Genomic DNA, 24,906 nt, shown 5'->3' with positions numbered 1-24,906 from the left:
TCCTGGCATTCGCCGCTGCTCCTGATACAATGGGAACAGGAGGTGGATCATGCGTACGCCGATCATGAAAATGGTTTCCCTGGCCATTCTGATGCTGCTGCTCGTCTCCTGTTCCACCGTTTCGGTGGTCGATACCTGGCGCGCTCCCGACCTCGGGGGGCGGAAGTTCCATAAACTGCTGGTGGTCAATGTCACGCGGAACGGCACAATCCGGCAGGTCAACGAGGATGTGCTGGCTGCCGAACTGGCGGCGCACGGCGTGGCTGCGGTGCCGAGCCATACGGTGCTGGTCAGTGCCTACGGCCCTGACCGGAAGGCCTTGGCCGGCGCGGTGGCCGCTTCCGGTGCCGATGGCGTCCTAACCATCCAGCTGGTCAACCGGGAACGTCGGACCGACGTGGAACCGGGCTACACGAGCGGTTACCCTGGCGGTTATCCCGGCTACTGGCCGCCCGCCGACTATTATTCCTGGGACCTCTACAATTATTACGGCTCGGGGATTTTTTACGAGCCGCCGGTCGTCAGGACCTATGAAGTGGCAACGATCCAGGTCAGCTTGTTCGATGCCGCCAGCAGCCGGTTGCTCTGGGCGGTGACCACCGAGACAGCCGAGCCGGGGCGGACCCTGGCCATCGGCAAGGAACTGGCGAAGATCGTCATCAGCCGGTTGATGAAAGCCGGTTTGATCTGATCGTGCGGGAGGTTGTTGCCCATGGTACGCCGATTCTTTCTGTCGATCCTGTTCGTGCTCTCCCTCGCCGGCTGCGTCGTCTATCCCGACCTGAACCGGCAGCGGCTGGCGACGCTCCCCGAGCATTACGCCAATTTCGATATGGCCCTAGCCTGGGAGACCAGGCCGGCCGGCTCGGCAACCGAAATCGACGGGGTGCTGAAAAACCGCCGTTACCAGCGGATGGTGGAGATCGAGGTCTGGGTGTCGATCCTTGACGCATCCGGTAAGGTCGTTGCCCGTTCGGTCAGTTATGTCATCCCCCGGGTGCTCCAACTCGACGAGGTCGCCCCCTTCAGCCTCACCGTGCCGGCGCCGGCGCCGCCGGGGACGCGGCTGCTTTTCACCTACCGTTACTATACCCACGACGATGACAATGGCTTCGAATGGATGCAGAGCTTCGAGACTGTCGTCCCTTCCCACTGAGGGGCGGCCGGTCGCCAACACCCGGTGACCCCGTCGTCACCGGTAATTTACATTTGTTTTACATCCCCCTTGGCGGAAAGCTTCTATCATTGAGAGAAAGCGATTCGCCCCCTCCTCGGCTTCTCCACCGAACCGCTTTGTTGGAGAGCGTAATGAACATTCTGCTGGTCTATCCCCATTCCCCCGATACCTTCTGGAGTTTCCGCCATGCCCTGAAATTCATCGGCAAGAAGGCGGCCTTTCCGCCGCTGGGACTCCTGACCGTCGCCGCCCTGCTTCCCTCTTCCTGGGAGAAGCGGCTCGTCGACCTGAACGTACGTCCCCTGGCCGACCGCGATCTGGCATGGGCGGACTGCGTCTTTGTCAGCGCCATGGTCGTCCAGCGCGATTCGGTGCTCGAAGTGCTGGAGCGCTGCCGACGGCTCGGGGTGCGGACGGTGGCCGGCGGCCCGCTCTTCACCAGTGCCCCGGCTGATTTTCCCCAGGTCGATCACCTGGTGCTCGGCGAGGCGGAAGTGACCCTCCCTCCTTTTCTGGCCGATCTGGCGGCGGGGCGGGCCGGGCGTCTCTATGCCGCCGACCGCCGGGCCGATGTCCGGGAGACGCCGATCCCTCTCTGGGAGCTGGTCGACCCTCGTCACTACGCGGCGATGAACGTCCAGTATTCGCGGGGCTGTCCGTTTGACTGCGAGTTCTGCGACATCACCCAGCTGTTCGGCCGCCGGCCGCGCACCAAGACGACGGCGCAGCTCTTGGCTGAGTTGACGGTACTCTACGAGCGGGGCTGGCGGGGCGGGATTTTCCTGGTCGACGACAATTTCATCGGCGACCGGCGCAAGCTGAAGGAAGAGGTCTTGCCGGCCATCATCTCCTGGCTGGCGCCGCGCCGTTATCCGTTCGCCTTCTTTACCGAGGCGTCGATCGACCTGGCCGACGATCCGGCGTTGATGGAGCTGATGGTTCGGGCCGGGTTCGAGGAAGTATTCGTTGGGATCGAAACACCGCACGAGGCGGGGTTGCGGGAGACCGGCAAGGTGCAGAACAACAATCGCGACCTGCTGGCCAGCATCCGCCGGATTCAGCAGGCCGGGTTACAGGTACAGGGGGGCTTCATCGTCGGCTTCGACAGCGATCCGGTCTCCATTTTCGAGAAGCAGATCCGCTTCATCCAGGAGAGCGGCATCGCCACGGCGATGGTCGGGATGCTGACCGCCTTGCGCGGGACGAAACTTTACCGGCGGCTGCTCCGCGAAGGGCGGCTTTTGGGGGATACGACGGGGAACAATACCGCCGTGGCGCTCAATTTCGTGCCGGAGATGCCGGCAACGACCCTGATCGACGGCTACCGGCGCATCCTTACCACCATTTATGCGCCGAAACAGTACTACCGGCGGGTGATCGGCTTCCTCCGCCGCTACCGCCCCCGGCAGCCGGGGCCGTTCCGCGTCAAGCCGGGCTATTGCGGGGCCTTCTTCAAATCGCTGCTGCTGTTGGGGGTCATCGGTCGGGAGCGGCTGCAGTTCTGGCGGCTCTTCTTCTGGTCACTCCTCCATCGGCCGCGGCTCTTGCCGCTGGCGATCACCTTCGCCATCTACGGCTTCCATTTCCGCAAGATCACCGAGAATATCGACTGGCGTGGCATGTTCGACGTGGAGTGCGGCGAACGGCTGGCCCCCTGATGTCTGCTAGCCGCTCTTCCGCCGGCGCCGCCAGGCACTACGCAGGGCGAAAAAGCCGCCGATGGCGGTCAGCAGCCAGATGGTTGCCGTAACTACCCATTCGCTTGACGTCATCAGTCACCTTCCGAGCCGTAAACAGTGACCCCAGCCTACCAGTCGCCAGCCGGCCGTTCCTTGACGCCGGTCAAAACGGTGCAGTTCCCGGCGGCCGAATCTCCCTTGCGTTGGACGATTTTCCCGCTATGGTAAAAGAGAGACACCGGTGGCCGGGAGCCTTCGGCCGCCGGCGGGGGGAGAGACGATGCCCGGGCTCTTCATCGGCTGCAGCGGTTTCAGCTATTCCCACTGGCGGGGAACGTTCTATCCGGCGGACCTGCCGCAATCGCAGTGGTTCGCCTACTACTGCTCGCTCTTCGCCAGCGTCGAGCTGAACGTTACCTTCTACCGGCTACTGAAGCCGGCAACCTTCGACCGCTGGCGGCGGGAGTCGCCGCACGGCTTCGTATTCAGCGCCAAGGGGAGCCGCTTCATCACCCACGTTAAGCGGCTGGCCGATGCCGCCGATCCCCTCGGCCGCTTTTTCGACGGGGTGCTCCTCCTTGGCGACAAGCTCCGGGCGGTCCTCTGGCAGCTGCCGCCGGACTTCGCCTGCGATCCTGACCGGTTGGGCCGTTTCCTGGCGCTTGCCGGGCGCTATCCGGTGCGCCAGGCCCTGGAGTTCCGCCACCCCAGCTGGTGCTGTGCCGAGGTGGTCGAACTTTGCCGCGGGGCGGGCGTCTGCCTCTGCATGGCCGACTGGCCCGCGTTCGTTGCCGAGCTCCCCCTGACCGCCGGCTTCGTCTACCTGCGTCGGCATGGTCACGGCGGCACCTACGCCAGCCGGTACTCCACTGCCGAACTGGCGGCCGATGCCGAACGGATTGCCGCCTACCGGGCGGCGGGGCGCGAGGTGCTGATCTATTTCAATAACGATGCCGCCGGTCATGCTCCTGCCAACGCCGGCGAACTGGCGGCACTCTGCGGTCTCGGGCCGGCCCGCTGAGGCTGCCGGCTGCGGAAGTTCAACTGCCCGGCCTACGCCGGGCGGGGAGCGGTCAGCCCTGGAGGAGGTCGTGATGGCCGGGCTCGTTCGCCGAATCGTCGCACTACTGGTTGCCCTGCCGCTGCTGCTGGCCGTGACGGCTGCCGCCGCCGAACCGGTGACGCTCTACTTCTTCTGGGGCGAGGGGTGTCCCCACTGCGCCCGCGCCAAGCCGTTTCTGGCCGAGCTGGCCAAGCGTCATCCGGCGCTGCAGGTGCGCGACTACGAGGTGCTGCAGCACCGGGAGAATCTGGAGCTGCTGCTCCGGATGAGCCGTCAGCTCGGTGAAGAGGCCACCGGGGTGCCGACCATTATCCTTGCCGGGCGGATGTATTCCGGATTTTCCCCCGAAACCGCCCGGCAGCTGGAAACCCGGGTGGCGACGCTGACCACCCCCCGGCCGACACCGGCCCCCTGCCCGCCGGACGACTCCCTGGCCATCCCCTTTTTCGGCCGGGTGGATAGCCGCTCGCTTTCCCTCCCCGCCTTCACGGTGGTGGTTGCCGGGCTCGACAGTTTCAATCCCTGCGCCTTCTTCGTCCTCTTCTTTTTGCTCAGCCTGCTGACCCATGTCCATTCGCGGCGGCGGATGCTCCTGCTCGGCGGGGTCTTCGTCTTCTTTTCCGGCCTCGTCTACTTCCTGTTCATGGCCGCCTGGCTCAACCTGTTCATCCTGGTGGGGAATCTGCCGGCGATTACCGTCGGCGCCGGGCTGCTGGCGATTGTCATCGCCCTGCTCAATATCAAGGACTTCTTCTTTTTCGAAGAGGGGGTGTCGTTGGTGATCCCGGAAGGGGTGAAGCCCCGGTTGTTCGAACGGATGCGGGAGATTGTCCGGGCCGGCGCCCTGCCGGCGATGCTCGCCTCGACGGTAGTGCTGGCGGTTGCCGCCAATACCTACGAGCTGCTCTGTACCGCCGGCTTCCCGATGGTCTTCACCCGGGTTCTGACTCTCCACCGGCTGTCGACGGGCGGCTACTATCTCTATCTCGCCTTTTACAACCTGGTCTATGTGGTGCCGTTGGCGGTGATCGTCGGGCTGTTCGTCGTCACCCTCGGCAGCAGGAAGCTGAGCGAATGGCAGGGGCGGCTGCTGAAGCTCATCTCCGGCAGCATGATGCTCTGTCTCGGCGCGGTGCTGCTGATCCGGCCGGCACTGCTCAATAATGCCCTGGTATCCCTGCTGCTGCTGGCGGCGGCGCTGCTCGGCGCCGGCTTGACAGTGGTGGTTGCCCGGCGGGTGCGGCCGGAGCGGTTCGGCAACGACGGCTGACCGTCGCGCCGCTGGGGGGGGAAGCGGTGGGCCGGGGCGGCGAGACGCCGCCCCGGTCGGTTGGCTAACCTGAAAAGGTCGGTTAGAGGATTTCCAGCAGGGTCACTTCGAAGGAGAGATCCTCGCCGGCCAGCGGGTGGTTGGCGTCGAAGGTGACGCTGTCGTCGGTGACCTCGATCACCGCCACTCCCAGTTCTTCTTCGTCGTCGTTGGCCAATACCAGTTCGTCGCCGACCGAGGGGGTCAGGTCCTCGGGGAGATGGTTGCGGGTAACGGTAAAGACCCGCTCTTCGTCATACTCGCCGAAGGCCTCCGCGGCCGGGATGCGGATCGTCTTCTTCTCGCCCGGCGCCATGCCGATCAGCGCGTCGTCGATCTGGGGAAGGAGTTGCCGTTCGCCGATGGTCAACTCCATCGGCCCGCTCTCGCAACCGCAGCCGCAGTCGTCGGACTCGCAATCGCAATCGTCGTCGCAGCCGTCGCTGTCGCAGCAATCATCGCTGCATTCACTCTCCAGGGTGGAATCGAAAACGGTGCCGTCTTCGAGGGTGCCGGTGTAGTCGATTTTAACCTTGTCGCCCTTCTGTGCCAGTGCCATGAAAATACCTTTCTGATTGTTTGTTGCGGTGTAGCCACCTGTTTGTCCCATCATACCCGATATCGGCCCCCAGATCATACCGATTTTTTTCGGGCGGTCGCTTCGCGGGGCGGGAGAGCCGGTGAGTGGTGAGGAAAACTGTTGACAGTAAGGCAAAAAGCTAATATTGACTAATATTGTTAGTTGTAATTTATAAATTAACTAAGGAAATATGTATGCAGGGGTTGGATGATAACGATTTAAAAATTCTTGAGCTGTTGCAGCGGGATGGTCGCGCCACCCATGCCGCGGTCGGCAAGGCGGTCGGCCTGAGCGCTCCGTCGGTCTATGCCCGGATCCAGCGGCTGGAAAAAAGCGGCGTCATTCGCGGTTACGCGGCGCAGCTCGATCCGGCCGGCGTCGGCCGCGGGCTGGCGGCCTTTGTCCGGGTGACCACCCGGGCCATCACTGCCTCGGAAGAGCAGGACGAGTTCGAGCGGTTCGTACTGGCCGAGCCGTTGATTCTCGAATGCCACGATGTCGACGGCGAGGACAGCTATATCCTCAAGGTCCGGGCCGCCACCCTGGAGTCGCTGCGCGACCTGCTGGCCCGCATCCGGGGGATAGCGGCGGTGTCGCGGACGGTGACCTCCATCGGGATGGTGACGATCAAGGAGGAGGGAGTGGCGCCGCTGCCGGCGAATGGGCCGGGCGCCAGCCGGGGGAAACGGTCATGAGTGAAGTCATCTGGCTCGGCGTGCTGCTCGGGATCGGTGCCGCCCTTTCCGTCGGGCCGATCTTCGTGACCATCGTCCAGGAGGCGGCCTGCCGCGGCTTTTCGTCCAGCTTCCGGGTGATTCTCGGTTCGGCCTGCGCCGACCTGGTGTTGCTGCTGCCGGCCCTGGCCTTCACCTGGGTGATCCAGGCGGTGGCTGGCGCCCGGTTCTGGGTCGCCCTGATCGGTAGCGGCTATTTTCTCTATCTCGGCTATGCCGCCGCCCGGGATGCCCGGCGACTCTGGCAAACGGCTGCCCGGCCCGCCGGCAACGTCGGCTGGTCTTTCTGGAAAGGGGTCATCGGCAACCTGGCCAACCCGCTCTCTTGGACCTTCTGGCTTGCCACCGGCGCGCCGACGATGCAGCGGAGCTATCTGGCCGGCGGCTGGCCGGGGCTGGTGCTCTTTACCGTCGTCTGGTTCGTCGTTGCTTCGGGGGTGGAGGCGCTGGTCGCCTACCTGGTCGCCCGCTCGGGGCGGGCCGTCGGTCATCGGGGGCTGGCGCTCTTTACCGGTGGCGCCGCCGCGACCTTCCTGATCCTCGCGGCCACGCTGGCCGTTACTACCCTGCCGGCCTGATGCTGCCGGCCGGTGTACAAATGAAAGGCCCGCCGGTGGGGCGGGCCTCGCTATTCTTTATTCCGTGCACCCTTTTCAAGGGTCATTCCGGCGCGGTCGTGCCGCCGGACAGGTCCTGCCTTAAATTGTCTTCCGGAGTAGCTTCCTCGATAATGTCGCCCTCCTTTGTCTGGCAGTGTGCTGCAGGTAGCGCTACCTGTAGTAACTATATCGTCGGCTGGAGCAGAAATATAGGGTATCAATAAAAAAAATATCCAGGTATAATGAAACTTTGTGTCACGGACTGCGCAGAGGCGCGGTCTTTTTTTTTACGCGCCCCGTTGGCGCCGTCGGAACCGATCATGACGAAAACGCATCGAACGATACTGCGGCAGCTCTCCGGCGAGTTGGCCGCCCTGACGAAGCTTTCGTTGCCGCTGATTGCCGCCCAGCTTTCCCAGTCGGCGATGGGCTTCGTCGATACGGTGATGGCCGGCCGGGTTTCTTCCGTCGACTTGGCGGCGGTGGCGATGGGGTCGAGCATCTGGTTTCCGCTGTTCCTCTTCCTGCTCGGGATTTTGATGGCCGTGACCCCGTCGGTGGCCCAGCTTCACGGCGCCGGGCGGCAGCGGGAGATCGGCGGCCACGTTCGGCAGGCGCTGCTGCTCGGCTTATTCCTCGGCGGAGTGCTGATGGTGCCGCTCCGCCATGCCGGGCCGTTGCTCGATCTGCTCCGGGTGGATCCGCGGGTCGCCCCGTTGACCCTCGGCTACCTGGAAGGGGTTTCCTGGGGGTTGCCGGCGGTCGCCGGCTATTTCGTGCTGCGCCACTTCAGCGAGGGACTCTCCCGCCCCAAGCCGAGCATGATTATCGGCCTGCTCGGGCTGGTCTGCAACTGTCTCGCCAACTATCTCCTGATCTACGGCAAGCTCGGTCTCCCCCGGCTCGGCGGAGTGGGGTGCGGCTGGGCCACCGCCTTCAGCATGTGGGCAATGTGGCTCGGCATGTTCGCGGTGGTCCGGCGGGGGAAAGTCTACCGCCCTGCCGGCCTCTTCGCCGCCTGGCCCCGCCCCGATTGGCACGAACTGGGGCAGCTGCTCCGGCTGGGGGTCCCGATCGGTTGCGCCCTGTTCATCGAGGCGAGCATCTTTGCCGTAATCGCCCTGCTGATCGGCTCTCTCGGCGCCGACATCGTCGCCGCCCATCAGATCAGCCTCAGTTTCTCCTCGCTGGTGTTCATGGTGCCGATGAGCATCGCCAGCGCCATCTCGGTCCGGGTCGGCCGGGCGATTGGCCGGGGCGAGTTCGCCGGCGCCCGGCGGGCTGGCTATATCGGCATCGGCCTGACGGTGCTGATCGCCCTGTTCAGTTCGGCGGCGAGCTATTTCGGTGCTCCGGCGATCGCCGGCATCTACACCACCAACCCGGCGGTTGCCGAGACGGCGGCCGGACTGCTGGCCCTGGCGGCGCTTTTTCAGGTTTCGGATGCGATCCAGGTGAGCACCGCCGGCGCGCTGCGCGGCTACAAGGATACCCGGGTACCGATGCAGCTGTTGATCGTTGCCTACTGGGTCGTCGGGCTGCCGCTCGGCTATACCCTCGGCCTGACGTCCCTCTGGCGGGCACCGCTGGGCGCGGCGGGGTTCTGGATCGGACTGATCGCCGGCCTAACGGCGGCCGCCCTGCTGCTCAGCTTCCGGCTGCGGACGATCAGCGCCCGTTACGTTGCGGCGGGGCGCCGGTCGCTGGAGGATTCCCCCCGCCTTGCCTCCGGGCTCTCCTGCTGACCTGCCGCGTTTCGGGCGGCGGTCTCTTCGCCGGCGCCCGGCCATTCCCCGGACTGTTCAATCGGCTGCTGCCGGCTATACTGTTTCGTGACGGTCCATTCCCGCCGGCTCGCTGGCGGAGGAGGTAACGATGGGCTACGCGACCCTGGCCGATCTGGTAGTACTGGTCCATGCCCTTTTTATCCTCTTTGTCGTGGCGGGCGGGGTGGCAGTGCTGCGCTGGCCGCGGCTGGCATGGCTCCACCTGCCGGCGGCCGTCTGGGGGGCAGCGATCGAACTCGGAGGGTGGGTCTGTCCGCTCACCGACCTGGAAAACCATTTCCGCCGGCTGGGGGGCGAAGCGGGCTATCGCGGCACCTTCATCGAGCGGTACCTGGAACCGCTCCTCTATCCTCTCGGCCTGACCCGTCAGCTGCAATATATCCTCGCCCTAACGGTGGTCCTCCTCAACCTGCTCGTCTATCTGCGGCTGTGGCACTGCTGGCGGCACCGCTAGCGGCGTTCGGCCCGCTCGCCATTCCTTTGCCGGCCCGTCCGGCCGCTCACCGGAGCGGCGCGAAGAGAAATTCCAGACCGTTGACCTTGATTTCGTAAATGGCGCGGAGCTGGTCGCCCAGCTTGCCGGGGGGGAAGCCTTCGCGGGCGAACCAGACGACGTACGGTTCGGGGAGGTCGATCAGCCGGCGACCGGCGTACTTGCCGAACGGCATCCGGGCGGTGGCCAGCTCGCGCAGCGCCTGGTGATCGCAGGGGAGGGGCGTTTCCATCGGCTTAGCCGAGTTCGTCGAGGACGGCGGCGAAGGCGGTGACGGTGGCCGCCCGGCGGAGCCGTTTCAGCGGTTTGGCGAGGGCGGGATCGTCCATTGTGGCGACCACCCCCTTGATCTTGCTCAGCGCCTGAGCGTCGCCGCAGAACAGCTCCCGGTAGCGGGGGAGCAGCTCGCCGAGGTAGCGGCGGAGGGTTGCCCGCCGTTCCGCCGGCTCGGGCACCGCGGCGGCACGGCCGCGCAACCGCTCGAAGAGGAGCGGGTCGGCAATGGCGCCCCGGCCGAGCATCAGGCCGGCGGCGCCGCTCTCAGCCAGCAGGCGCCGGCCGCCGGCGGCGTCGCGGATGTCGCCGTTGGCGATGACCGGCAGCCGGGTCTGCCGCACCACGGCGGCGGTGACCGCATGATCGGCAGTGCCGGCGTACTCCTGGACGACGGTGCGGGGATGGAGGACGAGGAAATCGACCCCGGCGGCCTCGAAGAGCGGCAGGAGGGAAAAGATCTGCTGCGGGTCGTCGTAGCCGGCGCGGAGCTTGACGGAAAAGGTGCCGGCAATGGCGTCGCGCAGGGGGGGAATCAGCTCCGCCAGCGTTTCGGGATGGCGGAGCAGCCGGCCGCCGGCCGGGCCAGAGGTCATCCGGCCGAAGGGGCAGCCGAGATTGAGGTTGAGGTGGCGCGCGCCGGCGGCTTCGGCGGCCCGGGCCGCCGCCACCAGCGTCTCCCGGCCATGGCCGATCAGTTGCACTACCAGTGGCGTTCCCCGTTCCGCCGGGGCGATTTCCCGCAGGTCGGTGGCGGAGAGGCTGCGGCCGGCACCGACGGGATTGACCCGCATGAATTCGGTGAAGACCGTGTCGGGGCGGACCCAGTCGATGAACAGGGCGCGGAGGGCGCGGTTGGTCAGCCCCTGCATCGGCGCCAGCATCAGCGGCGGTCCGCCGGCCGGCCAGGGGAGCGGGGCGCCGTCCGGGCGGGCCGGGTTCGGCATGAGAACGGCCGCGTCGGGAGTCATGCCGGCTCGTGCCCCGGGCGGTGGATGGTGTAAAGCGGGTCGCTGATCGCCTCGTGGCGGCAGACCGGGCAGCGGCCCGGGGCGGTCAGCCGGTCGCGCTTGGCAAAGGTGAACCCGCAGCTACGGCAGACCGCCGGGACGATCTCCAGAGCGGCGCCTTCGGCGTGGAGGCTCCGGCGGATATGCTCCAGGTGGTCGTAGACCTCCCGTTCGGTGAGCCGCAGCTCGGCGGAGAGCTCCTTTGCCGACCGGGTTTCCCGGCAGAGGAGGTCGATCACGGCGTGGCGGGCCGTTTCCGCGGCGTTGCGGGGGACCGTCGGTTTCCGCGGTGCTGGTTTCATGGTTCCTCCTCCCTGTTTTATGCCCCAGAGTACCGTTACGGCGTGACCGCCGTCAAGAAGAGAACCGCTCTGCCCTCCTCTCGACCCGGCCGGTTTTCCCCTGGTGCCGACCGGCCACAATGCTTCTGCCGCTGCCACCTGAACGGAAAAATTCGCCGTCGGCAAAAAAATCCTAAAGGTAACACCGTTTTATGGCGATTAATGAGAGGTTGTCGCCGGCACGCTTCGGGCACTGCCGCCCCCTCGTTCGCCATGATCGGCAGCAATCAACCCCTCAACGGAGAGAAGCAGATGGCACGTCACGGTATTTCGCGGTTCAGTATCCTGCAGCAGATCGTTTGCCTGGCCCTCGTCTCGGTGGTCGGCATCATCCTCCTGGCGATCACCGCCTTCTCGGTGATCGGCACGGTCCGGGTCAATGGCCCCCTCTACCGGGAGATCGTCCAGGGGAAGGATGTGGTGGCCGATATCCTGCCTCCTCCCGAATATATCATCGAACCGTACCTGGTGGTTCTCCGGGCGCTCAATGAACCGGACCGGGCGAAGCAGGAGCAACTGTTCGCCGCCTTCAAGAAACTCCAGGCCGATTGTGTCGAGCGGCATGCCTTCTGGGACAAGGAACTGACGGACCGGGAAAGCCGGCAGCTGCTCCTCGATGATGCCTACCGGCCGGCCACGGCGTTCTTCGCTACCGCCCTGAACGAATTCTTTCCCGCCCTGCTGCGCGGCGATCAGGCTGCGGCGGCAGCGGTTGTGAAGAATACCCTCAACGGCCAGTATGAAGAGCATCGGCGGCAGATCGATAAACTGGTTGCCCTGACCGTTGCCCGGGGGAACCGGACCGAGCAGCAGGCCGATGGGGTACTGCGCCATTCCGAACTGCTGATGGTCACGGTCTGCATCGCGCTGCTGGCCGGCTGTCTCGTGCTCGGCGGTCTGATCATCCGCAGCATTAGCGGCACCTTCGCCCAATGCACCGCCATCACCGACCGGATCGCCGCCGGCGACCTGTCGGTCGAGGTACCGGTTGCCGGCCGGGGGAGTGTCCGGACGATGCTCGGCAGCCTGCGGGCGATGGTCGAGAATTTCCGCGAGGTGGTTGCCCAGGTCACCGGCGCCTCCGGCCAGCTGGTCGGTGCGGCGGAGCAGCTCTCGACCACCTCCCAGCGGATCGCCGACACCGCCGGGCAGGTGGCGACGGAGTCGACTGGCGTTGCCACTGCCGGCGAGCAGATGGCCAGCACGTCGCAGGAGATTTCGCGCAACTGCCACGAGGCCGCCGAAAATTCCCAGGCTTCCAGCACCATTGCCACCTCCGGGGTCGACGTGGCCAAGGATGTCATCGCTGTAATGGGGCAGATTGCCGAGCGGGTCCGGACGTTGGCCGGGACTATCGAGCTGCTGGGGCGGCGAAGCGATCAGATCGGCGAGATCATTGGCACCATCGAAGATATCGCCGACCAGACCAATCTGTTGGCGCTCAACGCTGCCATCGAGGCGGCCCGGGCCGGCGAGCAGGGGCGGGGCTTCGCGGTGGTGGCTGACGAAGTGCGGGCGCTGGCCGAACGGACCACCACCGCCACCCGGGAGATTGCCGGGATGATCAAGGCAATCCAGGCGGAAACGAGGGGCGCGGTGGCGGCCATGGAAGAAGGGGTCCGCGAGGTGGAGAGCGGCTCGGCGGAGGCCGGCCGAGCGGAAGACGCGCTGCGGGGGATTCTCGACCAGGTCGGTTCGGTTTCCAGCCAGATCGGCCAGATCGCTACCGCTGCCGAGGAGCAGACGGCGACCACCGGCCAGATCAGCGACAACATCCAGCAGATCACCCTGCTGGTGCAGGAAACGGCGCGGGGGTCCCACGACTGCGCCGACGCGGCGCATCAGCTGACGACGCTGGCCCAGGGACTCGAGACGGCGATTCACCGCTTCCGGGTCGCCTGACCACGGGGTTGACGGTTGCCGGCGGCTGCTTTACAATGCCTCCATCACGCGAGTGAAAGGGGAATCCCATGGCCCGTCTGACGATCCGGCAGCTTGCCGGCAATACCTGGCTGATCCCGGCTCCGGCCAACATCGGCGTCTATGTCCGCGACAAGCGGGCGACCCTGATCGACAGCGGCAACGACGAGGAGGCGGGGCGGCAGATCCTCAAGCTGCTCGACGAGCAGGGGTGGACCCTGGAGCTGATCGTCAACACCCACTCCAATGCCGATCATATCGGCGGCAACGCCTTCCTCCAGAAACGGACCGGCTGCCGGATCGCCGCCACCCCCCTGGAGGCGGCCTTCATCGTCCAGCCGCTCCTGGAGCCGACCGTCCTCTACGGTGGCTTCCCGTTGCCGGCGCTGCGCAACAAGTTCCTGCTCGCCAAGCCGTCGACGGTGACCGACCTGCTGCCGGCGGCGGGGCCGATCCTGGCGAGTGGGCTCGAAGCGCTGCCGCTGCCGGGGCATTACCTGGAGATGATCGGTGTCCGCACCCCTGACGACGTGTTGTTCCTGGCCGACAGCCTCTTCGCCGAGGCGATCCTCGCCAAATATCCGCTCTTTTTCCTCTACGACGTCCAGGGCCATCTGGAGACCCTGGCCCGGCTCGACGGGGTGACGGCGGGCTGCTACGTACCGAGCCACGGCGAGCCGACCGCCGATCTGGCGCCGCTTGTGGCCGCCAACCGGCGGCGGCTGGCGGCAACCCTCGACTTCGTCCGGGCCTGCTGTGCCACTCCCGTCTCCTGGGAGGGGGTGCTGGAGCGGGTCTGTCTCGAGTACGGTATCGAGCTGAACGCCAACCAGTACGTGCTGGTCGGCAGCACCCTCCGTTCGCTCCTCGCCTACCTGGTGGTGACGGGGGAGGTAACGACCGTCTTTGCCGCCGGCACCCTGCAGTGGCAGCGGGTGGGGTAGGGGGGCGCATCCCCCTATTCCCGCCTTCCGGCGACAGTCATTTCCGCCGCCCCTTTCTTCCCCCCGCATACAACAACAGAATTGCCCCCGTCAGCTTGGCCGCCCCGGCGATGCCGCCGCGGCCAAGCCGTTCGGCGAAGAGCAGCCAGGCGAGCACTGTCGATGTCAACGGCTCCAGCAGGGTGCAGATGCTGGCGACCGTGGCAGTGGTGTGCCGGATGCCGCTGATGAACAGGACGTAGGCAAGGGCGGTTGGTACCACGCCGAGGTAGCCGAGGAGCAGCCAGCCGGTCGGCGGGTAGCTGACCACTAGCCCCTGGGGGATGACCGCGGCGAGGAGTACCAGGGCACCGATGGCGAAGCTGATGGCAATCGGTTGCAGCGGGTGGTAGCGGCCAGCCAGCGTCCGGGTCGCCAGCGCCACTACGGCGTAGCCGAAGGCCGAACCGAGGGCGAGCAGGACGCCGCCGGCGCCCCGCACGCCGACGGGGCCGCCGCCAACCAGGAGCGCCGTTCCGCCCAGGGCGAGCAGCAACGCCGCCATCGTCCTACCGGTTGGCTTTTCGCCGAGAAAGATGACGGAGAGCAACGCCACCAGCACCGGTGCCGTGCAGAGGGTGACCAGGGTGGCCACGGCTACGCCGCAGCGGGCGATGGCGGCGAAGTAGCAGACCTGGTAGAGGGCGGTCATTGCGCCAATGAGGACCATCAGCCCCAGGTCGTGCCGGCCCACCCGGAAGAACTGGCGGCCGACCAGCGGCCAGCAGCCGAGCAGCAGTACCGGCACCGCCAGGGCCAAGCGAAAAAAGCCGATCGACAAGGGGGTGGTGGCGGCCAGCCCGTACAGCGCCCTGGTAGTGATGCCGACCGTTCCCCAGAGCAGCGCCGCCGTAATGATCAGTAAGAGTCCGTGGCGCGCCGCGACGCGCCCGGTTCCCGTAGTCTCCATGATGAATCTCCTTCTGTGCGTGGTGACCGGTCCGGCCCCGGGAAAACGGGGACCGGATCGCCGGTTGCCGCACGGAAAGCGGGACTCTGGCCGGCCTGGAGAGGAGATCAGCGTGGCAGCGTGATGTCGTCAGGGGCAATGGAACCGTTCACGGGCGGAAACCGGAGGGAATCCGACGTGAAGGCAGGAAGGCGCACTACGAGTGGCAGCGTCTGCACGACGCCGGGGGAAAAAAGTGACGACCGGCCTGCCCGACTAGGCGGGGATGACCGGTGGTGGGGGGAGTATGCTGAAGAGCGGATAATACATAGTTCCCCTATATCATGCCGGGCCGCCGCCGGTCAACCGTTTCCGGTGGTCGAGGGGGAGTCGCAAAAAATCATTGAGCTTTTTGCCCGTAAAAGATTATCCTGACCGGGTCATTGCGATGCCGCAGCGGGCGGTTTCGCCAGATGGCCGTAACGGGACAGGTGGGGCGCGGCTGGCGCCTCCGACTGGGGGGGAAAGGGGCAGATTAACGGATGAAGCGGCTGCTGATGGTCTTGATGAGCCTGGCACTCCTGGCGGGGTGCGGCGGTGGCGGCGGCAGTTCGTCGTCATCACCGTCGCCGGCATCACCGACGACGCCGACGACGGCGGCGGATACCCTGACGTTCTGGGCCGACGACTTTACCAACAACTCCTATTACCAGACCACCGCCACCAAGATGGCGGAGGGGAGCCACTGCTACATCTATCTCGAACAGGGAGCGGCCGTTACCACGGCGGAAATCAACGCCGTGATCGCCCAGTTCGACACTACCGTCTACCCCAAGGATACCGCCGCCTTCGGCAGCGAGCCGACCCCGGGAGCCGACGGCGACCCGAAGGTCTACATCCTGCTGCTCAATGTCCGGGACGGCTTCAATGCGGTGACCAGCACGAGTTATGTGGCCGGCTACTTCGATCCGCTCAATGAGTACCCCAGCTCCGTCACCCATTCCAACCAGAAAGAACTGCTCTACATGAACGTCAACTCGGCGGTGGTCACCCCGGCCAATGCCGAGTTCAATACCACCATGGCCCACGAGTTCCAGCACATGATCCACTGGGAGCAGAAGGAGCATCGCCTCGGGGTGAGCGACGACACCTGGCTCGACGAGGGGATGGCGACGGTGGCCGGCGATATCTGCGGCTACGGCCCCGATTACGAGACGGTGGCTACTTATGAGCATGCCGCCGGCCATTCGCTGACCGTCTGGGAGGGGAGCGCCGCCAACTATGGGGTGGTCTACATGTGGGCCCAGTATTTCCAGGATCAGTTCGGCGCCGGCAATATCTTCTACAGCATGCTCCATAACAACGACACCGGCATTACCGAGGTGAATACCGCCCTCGCCGCCGCCGGTACCGGCAAAACCTTCACCAGTGCCTTCCGCGACTGGGCGCTGGCGCTCTACTTCGGCAACGGCACGACCGTCACGGCGCCGGCGGGGCATCCGGAGTGGACCTATACTTCGATCAATACCTGGCCGGGAATCTATAATACCATCCGCTTGCCGGGGCTTTTCACCAGTACCAACCCAACCAGCCTGACCGCCCTGCAGGCCTGGGGACTTGGCTTCGCCAGCTTTACCCCGGTCAGCGGCACCGCCGGTACCGTCACCTGGACGCCGGCGACTGCCAACGAGAAGGCCTGGCTGGTCGATGCCGGAGGTGGCCAGGTGATCGATCTGACCGCCGGGGTGCCGGCGCCTTATACCACCAAGGGATACCTGATCGCCCAGAACCTGGCCGGCAGTGCCGCCGGGAGCGGGGCTTCGGTAACCCGGACCGCGCTGGTGCCGGTCGCCACTCCGGCCCTGGCGGCGGCCGCTGCCGAGCCGGCCGCCAACACCGTCAGAACGGCCCGGGAGGTCCTGGCGGCGGTGAACGGCAATCCGCAGTTGCAGGCCCAGGTGCAGGAGACTGGCCGGCCGCTGCATGTCTGCATCGATGCCAGTCTCCACCAGCAGGAACAAGAGCTGCGCAACCAGGGCATTAGGCCGGCGTTCTAAAGGAGGGACTGACGATGCGCATGCTACTCGTTGTCGGATTTGTCGCCCTACTGGTGCTGCTGGCCGTCGGTCGCAGCCAGGCCATGGGGAACCGGAAGACGCTTGCCACTACCCTCAGCGGCACGGTGCGGCTGGTGGGGAACGAACCGCATCCTCAGCTTGTCCTGACCACCGCCGACCGCACGGGAACGCAGACCGATTATCTGTTGACCGGCCCGCTTGCGGGGCAACTGCGGGCGACCTACCAGGGGCAGCAGGTCATCCTGGAAGGGAAACCGTGCGCTTCCCCTTCGCCTCGGTTCGTCCATTGCTTCGCTGCGGAGCGGATCGTCACCCCGACTGACCGCTGAGCCGGGAGCCTTGGCCGCTGCCGGAGCGGAAAACCTCGAAGCTCCCTGCCGACAGCTGTCGGTGGGGAGCAATTTAACTGCAAAGGAGCTCCGGATGGAGATTGTCCTGAACGACACGGAGGTCAGGGTGCTCGGCTGCCTGGTTGAAAAGGAGCTGACCACCCCCGAATACTATCCCCTCAGCCTCAATTCCCTGACTGCCGCCTGTAACCAGAAGTCGAACCGCGAGCCGGTACTTGCCCTCGATGAGGCCGAGGTAGTGCGGGCCCTCGACGGGCTTCGTTTCAAACAGTTGGCGGTGGTGGCTGCCGAGGGGGGGCGGGTTCCCAAGTACCGCCACCTCCTGGCGGAGCGGCTCCGGCTCAGTCCGGCGGAGCTGGCGCTCCTCGGCGAGCTGCTGCTGCGCGGACCCCAGACCGTCGGCGAACTCCGGACCAGGGGGGAGCGGATGCACTCTTTTGCCGATCTGGCGGCGGTGGAGACGGTTCTCGACGAACTGGCCGGTCGGACTCCGCCGCTGGTGGCGCGGCTTCCCCGCCAGCCCGGCCGCAAGGAGTCCCGCTTCGCCCATCTCTGTGCCGGCGAGCCGGTCGTTGTCGCCGAGGAGCCGGCGCCGGAAGCCGCGCGGCTGCGGGTGATGGCCGAGAACGAACGGGTGGCAAAGCTCGAAGAGGAAGTTGCCGCCCTACGGAGCGAGGTTGCCGGGCTGCGGCAGCTCATCGAGGAGTTTCGCGCCCAATTCGAATAGCGCCCCTTCCCTTCCCTTTGAAGGCTGGACCGGCCTGCCGCGGCAGGCCGGTGCGGTCCCTCTGTCACGTTCCCGCTCCACCGAGAGAGTCAGCAGTCAACCGTTTTGCCCTGCGGCGGTGCAAAATAACGATACCGTGAGGTCGCGCCCGTTAGGGGGGGACCTGCCGCCGGCCGTTTTCCTGGTATACTGGATGACGGTGCGGGCTGGCCGGCGGGTTGATGCCGTGCCGGTCTATTCATTCGGTGTGGACGGGAGGCGCGGATGGTGACGAGAAGCGTCGAATACCGGCAGGGCGAGACGGTGCTGGAGGGGTATCTCGTCTATGACGATGCGGTGCAGGGACAACGGCCCGGGGTGCTGGTAGCCCACGAATGGACCGGGCTCGGCCCTTACGTGCAGGGGCGGGTGGAGGCGCTGGCCCGCCTCGGTTTCGTCGCCTTCGGCGCCGACCTCTACGGCAGGGGAATCCGACCGGCAACCCCCGAAGCTGCGGCGGCGGAGGCTGCCAAGTACAAGAGCGACCGGCAACTGTTGCGGGCCCGTGCTGCGGCGGGGCTGGCAGAACTGCGGCGCCAGCCAGCAGTCGACCCGGCGCGGCTGGCGGCCATCGGCTACTGCTTCGGCGGCACGGCGGTGCTGGAGCTGGCCCGGAGCGGTGCCGAGCTGTGCGGGGTGGTCAGCTTCCACGGTGGCCTCGATACCCCCCAGCCGGCCGACGCCCGGAACATCCGGGCCAAGGTATTGGCGCTGCACGGCGCCGCCGATCCCATTGCTCCGGCGAGCCAGGTGGCGGCATTCCAGGACGAACTGCGCCAGGCCGGCGTCGATTGGCAGCTGGTGCTCTACGGCGGGGCGGTGCATAGTTTTACCAATCCGGCCGCCGGCAACGATCCGACTAAGGGAGCGGCGTATGACGCCCGGGCCGACCGGCGCTCCTGGCTGGCAATGCGGCAGTTTTTCGCCGAGCTGTTTGCAGAGGAGGAAGGCCGGTCGCCGACTGTCGCTGAATGAGTGTCGCGGCAGCCGGGTGGCGGCGATTGCGGGCAAGGCTTGGGGGAGCGCGATGTTGGTCGAATGGCAGGAAAACCTGGATCTCGGTCATGGGGAGATCGATGAGCAGCACCGGGAGATTTTCCGGCTGTTTGTCGCCTTTTCCGAGGCCTGCCAGGAAGAGCGGCCGGGAACCGAGTTGCTTGGCCGGCTGGCTTTTCTGCAGGGGTATATCCGGGCCCACTTCGATTACGAAGAACGGTTGATGGCCGCGGCGGGCTATCCGGAAGCGGAGCGCCAGCGACGTCAGCATGCCGATTTCGGCCGGGACCTGGAGAATTTTGCCGCCCGCCTGCGGGAAGGCGGGGTGAAACGGGACCTGGCCCTGGTGGTCAAACGGCGCCTGATCCACTGGATCATGGAACATATCTGCAATCTTGACCGGGAGTTGGTCAATTATCTCCATCCCGAAACCTGAAGCGGCCGGCGGCCGCTTTTCTTTTGCCCAGCCTTCCCGTGTCCACCGGCTTCATCGGTCGGCGAAAAAACCTCTTTGAATAATATGAAAAGTCATCTATAACCGATAACGATTACTGTTATTCAAGGAGGCAATATGAAGCGGATCATTATGGCGGCGGTGTTGCTGCTGCTGACGGCAATCCCGGCGCTGGCCGCCAATTACGTGGAGCCGGACGAATTCAAGGGGTGGCTCGAAAGCGGCAAACCGGTGCTCATCGTCGATATCCAGCCGGCTGCCGATTTCGCCGCGCATCACTTCAAGGGCGCAATCGAAACCAACGCCTTCCCGGCGAAGAGCGATGAGGAGAAGCAGCGCCTCGACAAAGTCCTGCCGCTGGCCAACGCCTCGGCCGCCCCCTTGGTAGTGGTCTGCCCCCGGGGGCTCGGCGGGGCCAAGAACGCCTATACCTACCTGGCCACCAAAGGGGTCAGCGAGGAACGGATGTATATCCTGGAAGACGGCATTGCCGGCTGGCCCTATCCGGCGCTTTTCGTCACCGGCAGATAACGGCCCGGCCGGTTTCAGGCGACCCGGAACCGGCCGACCAGCCTCTTCAGTTCCTCCGACAGCCCGTTGAGAATCTGGGCATTCTCGGCGCTCTGCTGGGCCTGTATCGAAGCGTCCTGGACCACGGTGCTGATCTGGCCGATATTGCCGCTGATCTCGGCGGTCGTTGCGCTCTGCTGCTCGGCGGCCGTCGCAACCTGGGAGATCTGGCATTCCAGCTCATCGACCCGGGAACGGATCCGGGCCAGCGCTTCGCCGCTTCTCCCTGCTTCGGCGGTGCCGCTCTCTACCCGCTTGACGCCGCTCCCCATCGTCGTCACCACGCTGGCGGTATCGTTCTGGATCGTCTTGATCATTCCCCCGATGCTCTTGGTTGCCTGGGTGGTCTTTTCCGCCAGGGAGCGGACTTCGTCGGCCACCACCGCAAACCCCCGGCCGTGTTCGCCGGCCCGTGCCGCTTCGATGGCGGCATTGAGCGCCAGCAGGTTGGTCTGGTCCGCAATATCCTGGATGGTGCCGACGATCTCGCCGATCTCGTCCGAGCGCCGACCTAGTTCCTGGACCTCCCGGCTCATCGTATTTACCTGCCCGGCAATTTCCTCCATGGTGGCAACGGTGCCGGCGACGACTTCGGCGCCGCTGGCCGCCGCCTGATTCACCTCGGTGGCACTGGTTGCCGCCTGGCCGCAATTGCAGGCAATATCGTGGGCGGTGGCGCTCATCTCCTCGCTGGCTACCGCCACCGTCGAAGCCTGGGAGGCAATCTCCTCGGCTGCGGTGGCCAGTTGGACCGAGTTGCCGTACAGGCTGGCGGCCTTGCCTTCGATCTGGTGGGCGTGGTCCATCAGGTGGGTGACAACCGAGCGGGTCTGCTCGATCATGCCGTTGACCCCTTCCGCCAGCCTGCCGAAATCGTCCCGGGTATCGACCGGTACCTCGCGGGTCAGGTCGCCGTTTTCCACTGCCACAACCACTGCCAGTGCATGCTCGAGAGGGCGGATGATCGAGCGGCTGATCAGCCAGCCGAAGAACAGCCCCAGCACCGTTGCCAGCGCGACGACCCCGCCCATGACGGCGCTCTGGGTCCGGTAGCTTTTCTGGTTCCGGTTGGACAGTTCGAGATTCACCTGTTCGTTATGGTCGATCAGATCGGTGACTGCGTCGCCGGCATCCTGGAAGAGCGTCGAATCGTTGCCGGCGATGAAGCTGGTGACTGCCTGGCGGGCCTGGGGGGTGTTGGCGGCGAGGGCGGTCTTTTCCAGCTCGATCAATTTCCGGGCATATTCCTGGTACTCCTTGAACGCATCGGCGAACGTTTTCATCGCCTCTTTCTCGGTGGCATCCAGATCGGTCCGCCGGTTCGCCTGGTCGATGGCGCCGGCAATGATTTTCAGCCGCTGCTCGGCATCGTGAAGGGCGGCGTTGAACCGTTCGCTATCCTGAAGAAAGGTCATGTGTGCCAGGTCGAGGCGCAGGAAGAGAAAATCGTTCTTCATGCCGTTGAACAGGACGATCTCCTTGATGGTAGAGTTGGCAAAGGAGGCGCCCCTATTGATCGTCTTGCCGCTCCAGACCCCTACGCCGCCGATGATTATCAGCCAGCTGAGGGAAAAGATGGTGAAGAACAGCAACTTGGTCTTCACTGAGAGATTGAGATACAGATTCCGTATCGCTTTAACCGCCCGCATGCCACTTCTCCTTTATTGTGCAAAGTCCCGGGACATCAGTTTGATTATGCGTATATTTGGATTATATCGGAGTGTCAACAGGATTCTTTAGTCTTTTGTTCGCAAATCGGTTGGCGGCGGGCCGCGCGCGGCCGGTTGCTTGAATTCGACGCCACTCCCGGTAGACTTGCAATGATGGCGAAATGCGTGTTCCGGCTCGATGGGGGGCGTGGCGAGGGCGACAATGGGGAAAGGGATTACGTTGTTGGTGGCGGCGCTCGGGCTGTTGCTGGCGGCGCCGACGGCAGGAAAGGAGAGGCGGAGTATGGAAAGAGTGACGGTGACCAGTCCGGTGTTTACCGGTGGTGGGGCGATCCCGGCCGCCTATACCTGCGACGGGAACGACCACAATCCGCCGCTTCATTTTTCCGGCGTGCCGAAGGCGGCCCGCTCCCTGGCGCTCATCGTCGACGATCCGGATGCGCCGGCCGGCACCTGGGTCCACTGGGTGGTCTGGAACATTTCCCCCGAGGGAATGATCGGGGAAAACAGCGTTCCCGCCGGGGCGACGGAGGGGCGGAACAGCTGGCAACGGAACCGCTACGGCGGCCCCTGCCCGCCATCGGGAACCCATCGCTACTACTTCAAACTGTATGCGCTCGACACGATCTTCGCTCTCGGCCCCACGACCACTGCCGCGGAGCTAGAGCGGGTGATGGCCGGGCACGTCATTGGCCGCGGGGAGCTGATGGGGACGTACCGGCGCCGCTGATCACTCCCAACTCCCGCAACGCCCGTTCGATGGCCGGCAAATCGCAGCCGTCGATGATCTTCCGGCCATGGTCGATGACGATCGTCGGCACGATCTCTCCCCGATAGCGGTCACGCCACTCCCGGAGCGCGGCCCGGTCATGCCTGATGTCCCGTCGGACGAACGGGATCCCTTTCCTGGTGAAATAACTTTCCACCTCGGCGCAGTACGGTCACCCTTCGCCGACATAGATGGTCACTGCCGGCGGCCCCGCGGGAAGAGGCGCGGCGGCGGCCGGCCAATGGGCCAACAGGAGCGCCAGCAGCGCGAACAGTGGTAACATGCCGCGCGCGGCGCGGAACGGGCGGTCAGCGATCGACATCGTATTGTTCCTCATTTTCCGCTATTGCCGAACATCAGCCGGTCGTAGAAGAATTGATATTCATCGAGCTTGTTGCGGAGTCGTTGCAGTTCCTTCGGTGTGTAAACGGTGGTGCCGAGGGCGATCTCGCGCTTCAGGGCGGCGATCTGCTCGGTGATGGTGAGTTTCTTGTCCGGACAATCCTCCGACCAGAGCAGGCAGAGGTTTTTTTTACTCGCCTGCGGCGGTTCCTGGGTGAGGGTGGCGACCGCCGGGGTGACGGTCAGCAGCAGCGCCAGAACCGGCAGGGCGATAATCGACGGTTTCATGGATTCTCCTTGGCAGGCGGCTGGTCGTTGCCTGCGCCGGCAGCCGGGGCTGCCGTTCCGGCCGGCTGGCCGGGCATATTTCCCGGCGCTGCTTCGCCGTCCTGGCGGAGCAATTGCTCATCCAGCGTCTTGAAAGCCTTTTTCACTTCCTTTTCCGGAAAATAGACATTGACGGTTATGAAGGCGCAGGAGGCGAGGAGGGCTATCGCCGAGGCAAGCAGCGCGGATATGATCGGGTTACGCATTACGATACTCCGCCCGCATGGTGACGGGCTGGGGATGAAGGGGACTGCCGGCCGGGCTGGTCTGCTGGCCGGCAGCTCGCAGGTTCGTTACTTTTCCCGCTCCAGCTTGACGTCGGCGCCGTCACCCAGCCAGGCAATGTCCGGCAGTTCGACCGGATCGCAGACGTTGGCGGGGTCGTTGGCCTTGGCCCCGCAATTGCCGCACTCCACGGTCGGTTTGGTCTGGAGCTTCCTGATTGTTGCCATGTCTCCCGCAGCGCTGAGGCTGCACATGTGAAGCCTATGCTGTTCGCCGCCTTCGCATCCCATGGTTTCTTCCTCCCTGAGCGGTATGAAATCGCCGGTCCGGTGGCGGATACTGCTAAGTAAAACATAGCGGGGGCGATTTTCAACGGCCGGGCCGTTCGGTGCGGCTTCAGCGGGCGGCGAAGAAATCCTTGCAGGCGGCGACAGTCTTCCGGATATCGGCCTCGTCAACGTCCAGGTGGGTCACTAGGCGGATGCAGCCCCGGCCGGCGATCAGGATATTCCGCTCCCGGAGAAAGGCTGCCAGGGCGAGGGACCGTTCGTCGCTCAGGGTGACAAAGACCATGTTCGTCTGGACGGCCGTCGGATCGAGTTCCAGTTCGTCGATCTCGGCCAGGCCGCTCGCCAGCTGGCGGGCGTGTTCGTGGTCTTCCGCCAGTCGCTCGACGTGGTCGGTCAGGGCGACGATGCCGGCGGCGGCCAGGATTCCCGCCTGGCGCATGCCGCCCCCCAGGGCCTTCCGCCAGCGCCGGGCCGCGGCGACCAGCTCGCGGCTGCCGCAGAGAAGCGAGCCGACTGGGGCGCCAAGCCCCTTGGAGAGGCAGACCGAGAGGCTGTCGAAGTGGCCGGAGATCCGGCGGACGTCGACGCCGAGCTTGACCGCGGCGTTGAATATCCGGGCGCCGTCCAGGTGCATGCCCAGCCCGTGGCCGGCAGCGACGGCCCGGGCCTCGGCCAGGTAGGCGAGGGGGAGCACTTTGCCGCCCTGGGTGTTCTCCAGGCAGAGAAGTCGAGTCCGGGGAAAATGGGGATCGTCCGGCTTGACCGCCCGGGCGATCGCCGTCAGGTCGAGTGTGCCGTCTGCGGCAAAGTCGAGGGGCTGGGGCTGGATGCCGCCGAACGCTGCTGCGCCACCCCCTTCGAAGCAGTAGCAGTGGGCGGTCTGCCCGGCGATGTATTCCTCGCCTCGGCCGCAATGGCAGAGTAGCGCCAGCAGGTTTGCCTGGGTGCCGCTGGCGACGAACAGTGCCGCTTCGCTGCCGATGGTGGCGGCGCCCAGCTCTTCCAGGCGGTTGACCGTCGGGTCCTCGCCGTAGACGTCGTCGCCGACCGGGGCACCGGCCATCGCCTGCCGCATGGCGGCGGTCGGCCGGGTAACGGTATCGCTTCGCAGATCGATCGGGTGCATGATGGGTCTCCCGGGGACGGAATTGCGGCGGAGGGCCCGACCGTCGGTCCGGCGCCGTCCCGGCAGGGTAACACAGAAACGGCCCGCAGGGAAGTCCGGCGACGTC

General features: G+C 65.4%; 29 protein-coding genes. 18 read left to right on the top strand and 11 right to left on the bottom strand.

Going from position 1 to position 24,906, the window contains the following annotated elements; translation table 11 throughout:
* The first annotated feature begins 49 nt into the window (after positions 1-49).
* The 5 genes from QMN23_RS18045 to QMN23_RS18025 all read left to right on the top strand — a co-directional run bounded on the left by QMN23_RS18045 (position 50) and on the right by QMN23_RS18025 (position 5,189).
* The gene (locus tag QMN23_RS18045; RefSeq protein WP_282000721.1) at positions 50-691 is read left to right on the top strand and encodes a DUF4136 domain-containing protein; all 642 of its coding nucleotides are present in this window, start codon (positions 50-52) and stop codon (positions 689-691) included.
* Positions 692-712: 21 nt separating this feature from the next.
* Complete coding sequence (locus QMN23_RS18040; RefSeq protein WP_282000720.1) at positions 713-1,156, top strand: hypothetical protein; 444 nt, start codon at positions 713-715, stop codon at positions 1,154-1,156.
* A 152-nt stretch (positions 1,157-1,308) separates the two neighbouring features.
* The gene (locus QMN23_RS18035) at positions 1,309-2,835 is read left to right on the top strand and encodes a B12-binding domain-containing radical SAM protein (RefSeq protein WP_282000719.1); all 1,527 of its coding nucleotides are present in this window, start codon (positions 1,309-1,311) and stop codon (positions 2,833-2,835) included.
* Positions 2,836-3,136: 301 nt separating this feature from the next.
* Positions 3,137-3,877 (top strand): DUF72 domain-containing protein, encoded by a 741-nt coding sequence (locus QMN23_RS18030; RefSeq protein WP_282000718.1) that lies wholly within the window; start codon positions 3,137-3,139, stop codon positions 3,875-3,877.
* A gap of 73 nt (positions 3,878-3,950) precedes the next feature.
* Positions 3,951-5,189 (top strand): glutaredoxin family protein, encoded by a 1,239-nt coding sequence (locus QMN23_RS18025; protein WP_282000717.1) that lies wholly within the window; start codon positions 3,951-3,953, stop codon positions 5,187-5,189.
* 82 nt (positions 5,190-5,271) lie between these two features.
* On the opposite strand, the gene QMN23_RS18020 is transcribed toward QMN23_RS18025, so the two are convergent.
* Positions 5,272-5,787: an FKBP-type peptidyl-prolyl cis-trans isomerase gene (locus tag QMN23_RS18020; protein WP_282000716.1), complete on the bottom strand. Its 516-nt coding sequence runs from the start codon at positions 5,785-5,787 to the stop codon at positions 5,272-5,274.
* A gap of 215 nt (positions 5,788-6,002) precedes the next feature.
* On the opposite strand from QMN23_RS18020, the gene QMN23_RS18015 reads away from it, so the two are divergent.
* The 4 genes from QMN23_RS18015 (at position 6,003) to QMN23_RS18000 (ending at position 9,382) form a co-directional block, all read left to right on the top strand.
* Positions 6,003-6,503 (top strand): Lrp/AsnC family transcriptional regulator, encoded by a 501-nt coding sequence (locus QMN23_RS18015; RefSeq protein ID WP_282000715.1) that lies wholly within the window; start codon positions 6,003-6,005, stop codon positions 6,501-6,503.
* The gene (locus QMN23_RS18010; protein WP_282000714.1) at positions 6,500-7,120 is read left to right on the top strand and encodes a LysE family translocator; all 621 of its coding nucleotides are present in this window, start codon (positions 6,500-6,502) and stop codon (positions 7,118-7,120) included. The genes QMN23_RS18015 and QMN23_RS18010 overlap by 4 nt, the downstream gene beginning before the upstream one ends.
* Positions 7,121-7,461: 341 nt before the next feature.
* Positions 7,462-8,886 carry an MATE family efflux transporter gene (locus tag QMN23_RS18005; RefSeq protein WP_282000713.1) on the top strand — a complete coding sequence of 475 codons (1,425 nt, stop codon included), beginning with the start codon at positions 7,462-7,464 and terminating at the stop codon, positions 8,884-8,886.
* A gap of 130 nt (positions 8,887-9,016) precedes the next feature.
* Positions 9,017-9,382 carry a DUF2784 domain-containing protein gene (locus tag QMN23_RS18000; RefSeq protein ID WP_282000712.1) on the top strand — a complete coding sequence of 122 codons (366 nt, stop codon included), beginning with the start codon at positions 9,017-9,019 and terminating at the stop codon, positions 9,380-9,382.
* Positions 9,383-9,428: 46 nt separating this feature from the next.
* Here QMN23_RS18000 and QMN23_RS17995 read toward each other — a convergent pair whose 3' ends face one another.
* From QMN23_RS17995 to QMN23_RS17985, 3 genes are read right to left on the bottom strand one after another with little or no spacing between them, the layout of a single operon-like run.
* On the bottom strand, positions 9,429-9,653 hold the full coding sequence (locus QMN23_RS17995; protein WP_282000711.1) for a DUF3820 family protein: 225 nt from the start codon (positions 9,651-9,653) through the stop codon (positions 9,429-9,431).
* Positions 9,654-9,657: 4 nt separating this feature from the next.
* Entirely contained in the window at positions 9,658-10,665 is a 1,008-nt protein-coding gene (locus QMN23_RS17990) for a tRNA dihydrouridine synthase (protein WP_282000710.1), read from the bottom strand.
* Positions 10,662-11,006, bottom strand: coding sequence for a transcriptional regulator (locus QMN23_RS17985; protein WP_282000709.1), 345 nt, complete (start codon positions 11,004-11,006; stop codon positions 10,662-10,664). Before QMN23_RS17985 ends, QMN23_RS17990 begins: the two co-directional genes overlap by 4 nt.
* Before the next feature lie 291 nt (positions 11,007-11,297).
* On the opposite strand from QMN23_RS17985, the gene QMN23_RS17980 reads away from it, so the two are divergent.
* Both QMN23_RS17980 and QMN23_RS17975 read left to right on the top strand, forming a co-directional pair.
* On the top strand, positions 11,298-12,947 hold the full coding sequence (locus QMN23_RS17980) for a methyl-accepting chemotaxis protein (protein WP_282000708.1): 1,650 nt from the start codon (positions 11,298-11,300) through the stop codon (positions 12,945-12,947).
* A 68-nt stretch (positions 12,948-13,015) separates the two neighbouring features.
* Positions 13,016-13,909, top strand: coding sequence for an MBL fold metallo-hydrolase (locus tag QMN23_RS17975; RefSeq protein WP_282000707.1), 894 nt, complete (start codon positions 13,016-13,018; stop codon positions 13,907-13,909).
* 37 nt (positions 13,910-13,946) lie between these two features.
* On the opposite strand, the gene QMN23_RS17970 is transcribed toward QMN23_RS17975, so the two are convergent.
* Positions 13,947-14,858, bottom strand: coding sequence for a DMT family transporter (locus QMN23_RS17970; protein WP_282000706.1), 912 nt, complete (start codon positions 14,856-14,858; stop codon positions 13,947-13,949).
* Positions 14,859-15,379: 521 nt separating this feature from the next.
* On the opposite strand from QMN23_RS17970, the gene QMN23_RS17965 reads away from it, so the two are divergent.
* The 6 genes from QMN23_RS17965 to QMN23_RS17940 all read left to right on the top strand — a co-directional run bounded on the left by QMN23_RS17965 (position 15,380) and on the right by QMN23_RS17940 (position 20,012).
* On the top strand, positions 15,380-16,894 hold the full coding sequence (locus tag QMN23_RS17965; RefSeq protein ID WP_282000705.1) for a hypothetical protein: 1,515 nt from the start codon (positions 15,380-15,382) through the stop codon (positions 16,892-16,894).
* Positions 16,895-16,908: 14 nt separating this feature from the next.
* On the top strand, positions 16,909-17,244 hold the full coding sequence (locus QMN23_RS17960) for a hypothetical protein (protein ID WP_282000704.1): 336 nt from the start codon (positions 16,909-16,911) through the stop codon (positions 17,242-17,244).
* Between the two features lie 94 nt (positions 17,245-17,338).
* The gene (locus QMN23_RS17955; RefSeq protein ID WP_282000703.1) at positions 17,339-17,992 is read left to right on the top strand and encodes a YceH family protein; all 654 of its coding nucleotides are present in this window, start codon (positions 17,339-17,341) and stop codon (positions 17,990-17,992) included.
* A gap of 264 nt (positions 17,993-18,256) precedes the next feature.
* Entirely contained in the window at positions 18,257-19,006 is a 750-nt protein-coding gene (locus QMN23_RS17950; RefSeq protein ID WP_282000702.1) for a dienelactone hydrolase family protein, read from the top strand.
* Between the two features lie 52 nt (positions 19,007-19,058).
* Positions 19,059-19,463: a bacteriohemerythrin gene (locus tag QMN23_RS17945; protein WP_282000701.1), complete on the top strand. Its 405-nt coding sequence runs from the start codon at positions 19,059-19,061 to the stop codon at positions 19,461-19,463.
* 135 nt (positions 19,464-19,598) lie between these two features.
* Positions 19,599-20,012 carry a rhodanese-like domain-containing protein gene (locus QMN23_RS17940; protein WP_282000700.1) on the top strand — a complete coding sequence of 138 codons (414 nt, stop codon included), beginning with the start codon at positions 19,599-19,601 and terminating at the stop codon, positions 20,010-20,012.
* Between the two features lie 14 nt (positions 20,013-20,026).
* On the opposite strand, the gene QMN23_RS17935 is transcribed toward QMN23_RS17940, so the two are convergent.
* Positions 20,027-21,700, bottom strand: coding sequence for a methyl-accepting chemotaxis protein (locus QMN23_RS17935; RefSeq protein WP_282000699.1), 1,674 nt, complete (start codon positions 21,698-21,700; stop codon positions 20,027-20,029).
* Positions 21,701-21,923: 223 nt separating this feature from the next.
* On the opposite strand from QMN23_RS17935, the gene QMN23_RS17930 reads away from it, so the two are divergent.
* Complete coding sequence (locus tag QMN23_RS17930) at positions 21,924-22,451, top strand: YbhB/YbcL family Raf kinase inhibitor-like protein (protein WP_282000698.1); 528 nt, start codon at positions 21,924-21,926, stop codon at positions 22,449-22,451.
* Here the strand turns inward: QMN23_RS17930 and QMN23_RS17925 are convergent.
* The 5 genes from QMN23_RS17925 to ltaE form a co-directional block, all read right to left on the bottom strand.
* Positions 22,408-22,812, bottom strand: coding sequence for a glutaredoxin family protein (locus QMN23_RS17925; RefSeq protein WP_432613083.1), 405 nt, complete (start codon positions 22,810-22,812; stop codon positions 22,408-22,410). The two genes, QMN23_RS17930 and QMN23_RS17925, sit on opposite strands and share 44 nt — an antisense overlap.
* Before the next feature lie 11 nt (positions 22,813-22,823).
* Positions 22,824-23,120 (bottom strand): hypothetical protein, encoded by a 297-nt coding sequence (locus QMN23_RS17920; protein WP_282000697.1) that lies wholly within the window; start codon positions 23,118-23,120, stop codon positions 22,824-22,826.
* Entirely contained in the window at positions 23,117-23,365 is a 249-nt protein-coding gene (locus QMN23_RS17915; protein WP_282000696.1) for a hypothetical protein, read from the bottom strand. The genes QMN23_RS17920 and QMN23_RS17915 overlap by 4 nt, the downstream gene beginning before the upstream one ends.
* Before the next feature lie 87 nt (positions 23,366-23,452).
* Positions 23,453-23,611 carry a hypothetical protein gene (locus QMN23_RS17910; RefSeq protein WP_282000695.1) on the bottom strand — a complete coding sequence of 53 codons (159 nt, stop codon included), beginning with the start codon at positions 23,609-23,611 and terminating at the stop codon, positions 23,453-23,455.
* A 169-nt stretch (positions 23,612-23,780) separates the two neighbouring features.
* A complete protein-coding gene (ltaE, locus tag QMN23_RS17905; protein ID WP_282000694.1) occupies positions 23,781-24,800 on the bottom strand; it encodes a low-specificity L-threonine aldolase in 1,020 nt (339 codons plus the stop codon).
* Between the last annotated feature and the right edge of the window lie 106 nt (positions 24,801-24,906).

It is taken from the genome of Geotalea uraniireducens (assembly GCF_027943965.1).
In the GTDB taxonomy this organism is placed as follows: domain Bacteria; phylum Desulfobacterota; class Desulfuromonadia; order Geobacterales; family Geobacteraceae; genus Geobacter; species Geobacter uraniireducens.
The sequence above is the reverse complement of the archived record's forward strand: the minus strand, read 5'-3'. Positions and strand labels throughout refer to the sequence as shown.

Excerpts from the sequence above, each read along its gene's own strand:
- QMN23_RS17935 (WP_282000699.1), bottom strand. The coding sequence starts at position 21,700 with ATGCGGGCGGTTAAAGCGATACGGAATCTGTATCTCAATCTCTCAGTG.
- QMN23_RS18040 (WP_282000720.1), top strand. The coding sequence starts at position 713 with ATGGTACGCCGATTCTTTCTGTCGATCCTGTTCGTGCTCTCCCTCGCC.
- QMN23_RS17950 (WP_282000702.1), top strand. The coding sequence starts at position 18,257 with ATGGTGACGAGAAGCGTCGAATACCGGCAGGGCGAGACGGTGCTGGAG.
- QMN23_RS18015 (WP_282000715.1), top strand. The coding sequence starts at position 6,003 with ATGCAGGGGTTGGATGATAACGATTTAAAAATTCTTGAGCTGTTGCAG.
- ltaE (WP_282000694.1), bottom strand. The coding sequence starts at position 24,800 with ATGCACCCGATCGATCTGCGAAGCGATACCGTTACCCGGCCGACCGCC.
- QMN23_RS17910 (WP_282000695.1), bottom strand. The coding sequence starts at position 23,611 with ATGGCAACAATCAGGAAGCTCCAGACCAAACCGACCGTGGAGTGCGGC.
- QMN23_RS17995 (WP_282000711.1), bottom strand. The coding sequence starts at position 9,653 with ATGGAAACGCCCCTCCCCTGCGATCACCAGGCGCTGCGCGAGCTGGCC.
- QMN23_RS18000 (WP_282000712.1), top strand. The coding sequence starts at position 9,017 with ATGGGCTACGCGACCCTGGCCGATCTGGTAGTACTGGTCCATGCCCTT.
- QMN23_RS18025 (WP_282000717.1), top strand. The coding sequence starts at position 3,951 with ATGGCCGGGCTCGTTCGCCGAATCGTCGCACTACTGGTTGCCCTGCCG.
- QMN23_RS18005 (WP_282000713.1), top strand. The coding sequence starts at position 7,462 with ATGACGAAAACGCATCGAACGATACTGCGGCAGCTCTCCGGCGAGTTG.
- QMN23_RS17985 (WP_282000709.1), bottom strand. The coding sequence starts at position 11,006 with ATGAAACCAGCACCGCGGAAACCGACGGTCCCCCGCAACGCCGCGGAA.
- QMN23_RS17975 (WP_282000707.1), top strand. The coding sequence starts at position 13,016 with ATGGCCCGTCTGACGATCCGGCAGCTTGCCGGCAATACCTGGCTGATC.
- QMN23_RS17990 (WP_282000710.1), bottom strand. The coding sequence starts at position 10,665 with ATGACTCCCGACGCGGCCGTTCTCATGCCGAACCCGGCCCGCCCGGAC.
- QMN23_RS17945 (WP_282000701.1), top strand. The coding sequence starts at position 19,059 with ATGTTGGTCGAATGGCAGGAAAACCTGGATCTCGGTCATGGGGAGATC.
- QMN23_RS17980 (WP_282000708.1), top strand. The coding sequence starts at position 11,298 with ATGGCACGTCACGGTATTTCGCGGTTCAGTATCCTGCAGCAGATCGTT.
- QMN23_RS18020 (WP_282000716.1), bottom strand. The coding sequence starts at position 5,787 with ATGGCACTGGCACAGAAGGGCGACAAGGTTAAAATCGACTACACCGGC.
- QMN23_RS17955 (WP_282000703.1), top strand. The coding sequence starts at position 17,339 with ATGGAGATTGTCCTGAACGACACGGAGGTCAGGGTGCTCGGCTGCCTG.
- QMN23_RS18030 (WP_282000718.1), top strand. The coding sequence starts at position 3,137 with ATGCCCGGGCTCTTCATCGGCTGCAGCGGTTTCAGCTATTCCCACTGG.
- QMN23_RS17920 (WP_282000697.1), bottom strand. The coding sequence starts at position 23,120 with ATGAAACCGTCGATTATCGCCCTGCCGGTTCTGGCGCTGCTGCTGACC.
- QMN23_RS17915 (WP_282000696.1), bottom strand. The coding sequence starts at position 23,365 with ATGCGTAACCCGATCATATCCGCGCTGCTTGCCTCGGCGATAGCCCTC.
- QMN23_RS17970 (WP_282000706.1), bottom strand. The coding sequence starts at position 14,858 with ATGGAGACTACGGGAACCGGGCGCGTCGCGGCGCGCCACGGACTCTTA.
- QMN23_RS17930 (WP_282000698.1), top strand. The coding sequence starts at position 21,924 with ATGGGGAAAGGGATTACGTTGTTGGTGGCGGCGCTCGGGCTGTTGCTG.
- QMN23_RS17965 (WP_282000705.1), top strand. The coding sequence starts at position 15,380 with ATGAAGCGGCTGCTGATGGTCTTGATGAGCCTGGCACTCCTGGCGGGG.
- QMN23_RS17960 (WP_282000704.1), top strand. The coding sequence starts at position 16,909 with ATGCGCATGCTACTCGTTGTCGGATTTGTCGCCCTACTGGTGCTGCTG.
- QMN23_RS17940 (WP_282000700.1), top strand. The coding sequence starts at position 19,599 with ATGAAGCGGATCATTATGGCGGCGGTGTTGCTGCTGCTGACGGCAATC.
- QMN23_RS18045 (WP_282000721.1), top strand. The coding sequence starts at position 50 with ATGCGTACGCCGATCATGAAAATGGTTTCCCTGGCCATTCTGATGCTG.
- QMN23_RS18010 (WP_282000714.1), top strand. The coding sequence starts at position 6,500 with ATGAGTGAAGTCATCTGGCTCGGCGTGCTGCTCGGGATCGGTGCCGCC.
- QMN23_RS18035 (WP_282000719.1), top strand. The coding sequence starts at position 1,309 with ATGAACATTCTGCTGGTCTATCCCCATTCCCCCGATACCTTCTGGAGT.